We start from the raw sequence: 6573 nt of genomic DNA, 5'->3' as shown, positions 1-6573 counted from the left end.
GCCTTCTTCTCGACGATGTTGATGATGTCCAGGAACACATCCACCAGCGCCATGATGTTGCCGACGATCGGGATGCTGCCCAGCACCATCGTCAGGCGCTCCAGCGTCACGTAGCCGCCGCTGAACGAGCGAAGCCAGTCATCGACCGCCTTGCTTGCCGCGGCGACGTCTTCCTTCACGATCGTGTTCAGCGGCGCTACCGCCGTCTGCGGTTCGCGCTCGGTCGGCTTCTGGCCTTGCTGTTGCGGGCCTTCTGTTCCTGCCATCTTCTCTCCCTGCCTCTAGCTGATGCTCTGACGGTGCTTTGAATCCGTGCTCTTCAGGGCCGGATCACGCAGTCCTTCATCGTGAGAAACGCCGACCCCATCGCGAAGCCGACCTCGCAGCTCGCGGTGAACTTCGCACCGCTGCGCATCTCGCCCATCTTCTGGCTCTGCGCGTCGTCCGCAGGTGTCAGGCGCGCAAGCTCCTGGCTGCCGCGCACGTCGGCAGCACGGATCAGCGACGTGCCGCTGAAGGAATCGGATGCCTCGACAACCACCGCCGCGAACTGCACGCGCTTGCCATACTCAGGCATGCCCAGCGCGCGGCGTCCCTGCTTCTCGTAGCTCTGGTGCAGTTTGGTCAGCGTGGTTTTCATTTCGGCTTGCGCGGCACACAGGGAAGCAGCGCCAAGGAAAGCAGCGGCGACGAATAGGGTCTTGATGTTTTTCATGAACATGGAATAGATGAAGTGATGAGGTGCCGGTCAGGGCTCAGTTGATGTTGGCGCCCTGGAACTCGAGCTGCTCGAAGGTGCTGCCCGTGAAGTCCACGCTGCGTCCCTGCAGCCCCTGTGCGTGCACCACGGTGCCGCTGCAGTCCAGAACGCCGACGTCGTTCCAGCTGCCGCCTGCGAAGCTGATGTCGTCCCACTGGCACTGCCTGAAGGTGCTGCTTCTAATGCTCGCGCCGTCGAAGTTCGCGCGCGTGAAGCTGCAGTTGATGAACGTGCAGCCGGTGATCGAGATGCTGCCGAAGTCGCACTGGGTGAAGCTGCAGCCCGTGAACTGGCAGCCGCTCCAGCCTGCCTGATTGAAGCTGGTGGCAGCGAAGCTCGTGCCCGCGAAGGTCGTCGCGGCGAACTGGGCGAGGCCCAGGTCGAGCCCGGCGTAGGCAAAGCTGTCGGCCTGGCCGACGAGCCCGGCGGGAGCACCGCCTGCGCCTTTGCGCCACATGTCGTGGGCGAGGATGATGATTTGGGAAGACATGTCGAAGAATCCTTGGATGACGCCGTCGACTCAACGCGAGAGCTGCTTCCGGAGGACCCGGCCAGCGCGCTTCTCGATCAGGAGGTTGGGTTCGGGCAGGCCCGGCAAGGCGCCGCGGTAGCCTTGTGGCTTGCCCTTTGCCACCCACGACGCGCTGTAGTCGCCGGATTCTTCGGCCAGGACGAGTTTGTAGTTTTCGAGCTGCAGGCCTGAAGACCTTGCATCGGCGCAGGCTGCCGCAATCGCCTGCGCCGCCAGGCCATCGACTTCGATGGTTACGTTCATTCTTTTCTCCCTTGCAAGTTTAAGAGCCGCGAACTCGGGCGCCCGCAACGTCTTTAGAACCAGACTAGGTGCCGGACGTCATTACCGGCTCCCCTGCTCCCGAAGTATTTCGCCGGTGGTTTTGGAGGCGATGTACGTGATCGACCGCCCCAGCTTGCTGGCGTTGCCGAGCCCCTTTTGCCCCGGAGGCAGCTTGGCGGTGAACGCAATGCCGATGGTGTTGATTCCGTTCTCGTCTTGGCCGTTTTCCTTCTTTCTTTCTGCGATGTGAACGTTGAAATTACTCAGGTCCTGCCCGGTCTTCTCGAACAGCCTGAAGGCGTCAGCCAACGCGATCACCACCGGGGTGTTGAGTACCAGCTGATTCGGCGACTCGATCTCGAAGAGCGGCAAGACCGAACCATCGAGGCCGCTGCTCACGGATGCGAGCCCCGGGCTTTCGCTCGCGCCGCTTCGATTTCCTTCAGCAGATCGCCGGCCTCCGCATTACCGTTCTTCGCCGACTCCGCCGCCCAATGCGCGGCTCCGGCGAGGTCCTTGCCGCTCATGTAGAGGTCGTAGGCGAGGTTGTGCTGCGCGACGACGTGCCCGGCCTTGGCCGCGATCGTCAGCCAGCGGATGCGCTGAGCCTCGTCCGAAGACGCGAATGTGTAGTACAGCGAAAGGCGGAACGCGGCTTCGGCGTCACCGGTCTCGGCCTTGGCGGCCAGGTCGGCTCGCTGCGCATCCGTGAGCGAATAGGTCTGCGCACCCGAGATGGGCGAAGAGGAAGAAGAGGCCGGGCCAGCGTCGGGCGTGTCCATGGTTTGGTTCTCCGTTGCGTAAGAGACTGAAAGGTTCAGAAGAAGAGGAAGAAGCAGGGCCAGCTTCGCGCCGAACCCGAGATCGATGTTCTTCATGACTTGGGATTGAAGGTATGCCAGACGCCGGGATCGGCGGTGTCCATGGTGCCGTCGGCCTTCTGGCCGGCAGGCTTGTAGGCGCCGTGGGGCCAGATCCACAGGAGCTTGTCGGGCGCCACGACAGGCGCATTGAGCTCATTGGCCAGTTTCTGGGCGTACGGGTCGGTACCCTTGCCGGTCTCGCACGACATCAGTTGCACCTTCTGGCCTTCCGTATAGGACGGATGCGCCTTGATCCGCTCCGCCATCTGTGCGGGCGTGATGCCTCTGAGCGCGGTGTCGGTCATGACGTTCGGGTTGCCATGGGAGCCGACCGTGAAGGTGCCGGGCGGGCTGGCGATGTTGTCGGCCGACTGGCGGATCGCCTCGTTGTGCGGGAACAGGTTGATGTCGACCAGCCCCAGCGGGTCGATGCCGCGGACGGGGTTGCCGCCGACGTACGCATAGAGGTTGAGGCCGCCCGCAAGCCCCAGCGGGTCGGGCGAGACATACCGGCCGCTCGCCGGATCGTAGTAGCGGTAGCGGTTGTAGTGCAGCCCGGTTTCGGCGTCGAAGTACTGCCCCTGGAAGCGGATGGGGTTCACGATGCCGGCACGTCGTCCCGCTTCGCTGATGACTTCGCGCGCCTCGCCCCAGGCCTTGTATTGGGCCGACCAGCCGACCCGGCCCTCGTGATCGGTCAGATCCCGGGGCGTGCCGAGGTGGTCGCACTGATAGAAGGCGATCTCGTCCGCCTCGAAGCTTCGTTGCCGCGGCTGGAGTTCGCCGTTCCAGAGCGGGTCCTGCTCGATGTCGTAGGCGCCGCCGTTGGCAGCCATGAGTCCCCGCACGTCGGGCGTCCTGCCCGGCACGATCGCATGCGCCTGGCGCAGCTGAACCAGCGGGACGAAGGAGCGCGGCTCATGAACGTAGTGCACGCTCCATCCGCGCCCCTCGTCTTCCTGCTCTGCGCTGAGGCTCTGCGTGCTCTCGAAGGCGAGCGTGTCGCCATCCCAGCCGAACCTGGTGATGCTGTCTCGCGAACGCTTGGAAATGCGGCGCCCCATCGGGTCGTAGGCGAACGAGGTTGGCGTGCCGTCTTCGTCCGTGGCAGAACTCAGGCGCCCGAAACAGTCCCACGCGAAGGTGGTCGACCGGCCGTTGCACACGCGCTCGACCATGTTTCCGTGTTCGTCGTACCGATAGCGGACGCCGGCATGGGCCCTGAGCAGGTTGTCGAGCAAGGGAGCGACAGGGGCGCGGGTTTCACCGGCCGCGCCGACGGGCTCGGCGATGTTGCCCGCCGGGTCGAAGGCGAAGGTCTCGCGCCCAAACCGGCTGTTAGCCTCGACGAGGCGGCCGACGGGGTCGTAGCGGTAGTCGAGGTTGCCATGATGGCTGTCGCCGATGACGACCAGCTGCCCCGCCCTGTCGTAGCCGTAGGTGCGCTGCAGCTGCAGCGCGCCGGGCGCGCTCGCCTGGCCCGGCACGACCTGCTGTTCCAGCCGCCGCCCCACGTTGTCGTATCGCAGCTTCTGGGTCAGGCCGTTGCGCTGCTCGCGCAGCACTTCGCGATGGAGGTCGTCGCGCTCGAAGCCGAGGATGTCCTGCCCGTCGAGCAGCAGGCCGTGCACGTGGCCCGAACCGTAGGTGAGCCACTGGGTCGTATGGCCGTCGGGGCGGATCGTGGCGACGCGCTGGTTGAGTGCGTCGTAGCGGTGCTGCCATATCGCCGTGCGCCCGGCCTGCAGGTCGTGCTGATGCTCGCGCGTCAGGTTGCCGGCCGGGTCGTAGAACCACTGCAGACGTGCGTCGCTGTTCGACGCCTCGACCATGCGTCCATTGCGGTCGAAGGCGAAGCGCTCGACCTGGCCACCGGCGGACCGCTCGGTCATCCGGCCCATCGCATCGGCCTGCAGCCGCACCGCACGCCCGGCAGCTTCGACCTCGACGAGCCGGCCGGTGCTCTCTTCGTAGCGGTACCTCGTGGTCCTGCGCGCGAAGTCGGTCTTCTCCAGCAGTCGACCCACGGGGTCGTAGCGCAGGCTGTGGCGGCTGCCGTTCTCGTTGCGCAATTCGACAAGACGGCCCAGCAGATCCCACTGGTACCTGAGCGAATGCCCCTCGGCATCGGTGCGGCCTGCGATGAGCCCTGCACGGTTGTAGCTGTAGTGCGTGCGGCGCCCGAGTCCGTCGACATGCGCGAGCATGCGCCCCTCGGGATCGTGCAGTTTCTGCTCGCGCGTGCCGTCGGGCAGCACGATCTCGTGGAGCAGGCCCGGCACGCTGCCTTGGGCACGCAGCACCGCGTCTTCCTGCGGACGGCTGTAGAGATGGCGCGTGACGTTGCCCGCCGGATCGACGGCCGTGGCGAGCCGGCCGCGATCGTCATAGGTCCAGCGGCTGGTCTTGCCTGAGCAATCGGTGAGGCTTGCGAGCCGGCCGCGAGGCGTGTAGCTCATCAGCTTCGTGCCGCCCTTGGCATCGGTGATGCGCACGGGCCTGCCGGCCTTGTCGTAGGCGTACTCGGTCTTGTGGCCCAGCGGATCGATCTCTTCGGCGAGATGGCCCTGCGCGTCGTAGTCGCGCTTCCACACACCACCTTCCCCGTCACGGATGCCCGCGAGCCGGTTCAGCCTGTCGTACTCGTAGTGCACGCGGCTTCCATCGGCACGGGTGTGCGTCTGCAGGTTGCCGTCGGCGTCGTAGGTGTAGTCGTCCGTCGTGCCGTCGGTGTGCACGTGGCGCGTGATGTTCTTCGCGTCATCGCGGAAGAACCACTCCTGCAGCCCGTCCGGATGGATGATGCGGTAGGTGTAGCCCTGGATGTCGTAGTAGTGCCAGGTCTCCCCGCCCAGCGCATCGGTCACGTAGGTCAGCCGGATGTTGCGGTCCCACTCCAGCTTCAGCGCGAAGCTGCCGTCGTCGGACCACTCGCGCACGGCCTTGGCGTCGGGGCCCGTGCCGTCGTACTCCAGGTTCATGCCCCGGCCGGTGCGGTCGGTGTAGCGGGTCACGAGGTGGTGGCTGTAGGCGTAGCTCCAGCTGGCGCCGTCTTCGTCCTGGGCCGAGACAAGGTCGCGCTCGCCGTCGTGGGTGTAGGCGGCCAGCTGGCGCACGACCTGGCCGTCCTTCAGCTCCCACAGCGACTGGATGAGCCCGGTCTGCGCATCGGGCCTGGTGCCCACGTGGGCCATGACGGCCTCGCCGTGCTTGCTGATGATGTCGCTGAGCACGCGCTCGCCCGTTGCCGCAATGACGTGGTCGTAGCGCAGGCCGATGGTCATGCCGTCCCTGGCCTGCTGCGCGACGAGCCTGAAGTGAGGCTGCCTGCTGTCGACGTATTCGTAGATCTCGCGCCACTCGCTCTGCTCGCCTTCGGGCAGCGGTTTGCCGAAGTCCAGCGCCAGCAGGCTCTCGCTCAGACGCGAGACGCGCACTTCCTCGACTGCATCGAAGTAGCTCTGGCCCACGGCCAGAACCGGATACGCATGGCTGCGGCCGTCGGCGGCGTGGTAGAGTAGGCTGGGCTGGCCCCGGCGTGCGCCTCGCGCGGGCGTGGTGATGTCCACGCGCATGCTGTAGGGCGTGATCCAGCGTGCACCGAGGCTGCCTCGGTCGAAGGCGTCGAGGTCGCTGGCGTAGGTGCGAGCCCATTCGATCGGCAGCGGCGCTGACAGAACGAAGTCGGTGTGGGTGAAGCTTTCATCCCCAAGAGAGAGACTGATGGAGCCGCCCTTGCGCACCGGCGCCGGACCGTTCTTGATGCTGCACCCTCGCCCGTTCGCAGGCGCCTGCTTGCTGATGTGCCCCAACTGGTCACCGGGCTTGTCCTTCTGGGCAACCGCCCCTGCCTGCGGCGGCACGATCGCGGCCCTCCTGCCCTTCTTCTTCAGCAGCGCATCCCGCAGCTTGTGCAGCAGCCACATGATGCTGGCCTGGGCCTCCTTGTCCGCCAGCCTCGACAGTTGCCCCCGCAGTTGCTGCTTGAAGTCCAGCATCTGCGTGATCACGCCATTGACCCTGCTCGCAACCCCATCGGGCAGCTGGCTCGCCGCAGCCTTCGCCACGTAGTTCGCCGACTGCTTCGAGTAGCGCACCGCAGCACCCCACATCCGGCTCCACGTGCTCTGCGTCTTCGGGTCGTGCACCTTGGT

Annotated in this window: 7 protein-coding genes; all 7 read right to left on the bottom strand. The window is 65.8% G+C overall.

The window, feature by feature from the left end:
* Nucleotides 1-266 (bottom strand): hypothetical protein (locus tag FHY06_RS34640; protein ID WP_184607688.1); only part of this gene is annotated, 266 nt, incomplete at its 3' end.
* A gap of 53 nt (nt 267-319) precedes the next feature.
* Nucleotides 320-715 carry a hypothetical protein gene (locus FHY06_RS34635; RefSeq protein ID WP_132798455.1) on the bottom strand — a complete coding sequence of 132 codons (396 nt, stop codon included), beginning with the start codon at nt 713-715 and terminating at the stop codon, nt 320-322.
* 40 nt (nt 716-755) lie between these two features.
* Nucleotides 756-1250 (bottom strand): pentapeptide repeat-containing protein, encoded by a 495-nt coding sequence (locus FHY06_RS34630; protein ID WP_184607686.1) that lies wholly within the window; start codon nt 1248-1250, stop codon nt 756-758.
* A 30-nt stretch (nt 1251-1280) separates the two neighbouring features.
* A complete protein-coding gene (locus FHY06_RS34625; RefSeq protein ID WP_019658740.1) occupies nt 1281-1535 on the bottom strand; it encodes a hypothetical protein in 255 nt (84 codons plus the stop codon).
* Between the two features lie 81 nt (nt 1536-1616).
* On the bottom strand, nt 1617-1955 hold the full coding sequence (locus FHY06_RS34620; RefSeq protein ID WP_184607685.1) for a hypothetical protein: 339 nt from the start codon (nt 1953-1955) through the stop codon (nt 1617-1619).
* A complete protein-coding gene (locus FHY06_RS34615; RefSeq protein WP_184607684.1) occupies nt 1952-2434 on the bottom strand; it encodes an SEL1-like repeat protein in 483 nt (160 codons plus the stop codon). Before FHY06_RS34615 ends, FHY06_RS34620 begins: the two co-directional genes overlap by 4 nt.
* Nucleotides 2431-6573 (bottom strand): DUF8616 domain-containing protein (locus tag FHY06_RS34610; RefSeq protein ID WP_184607683.1); only part of this gene is annotated, 4143 nt, incomplete at its 5' end. The genes FHY06_RS34615 and FHY06_RS34610, both read right to left, overlap by 4 nt.

The sequence above is a fragment of the Variovorax atrisoli genome (assembly GCF_014195185.1).
GTDB lineage: Bacteria > Pseudomonadota > Gammaproteobacteria > Burkholderiales > Burkholderiaceae_C > Variovorax > Variovorax atrisoli.
Note: the sequence above shows the minus strand (reverse complement) of the source record. Positions and strands in the feature narration are given on the sequence as shown.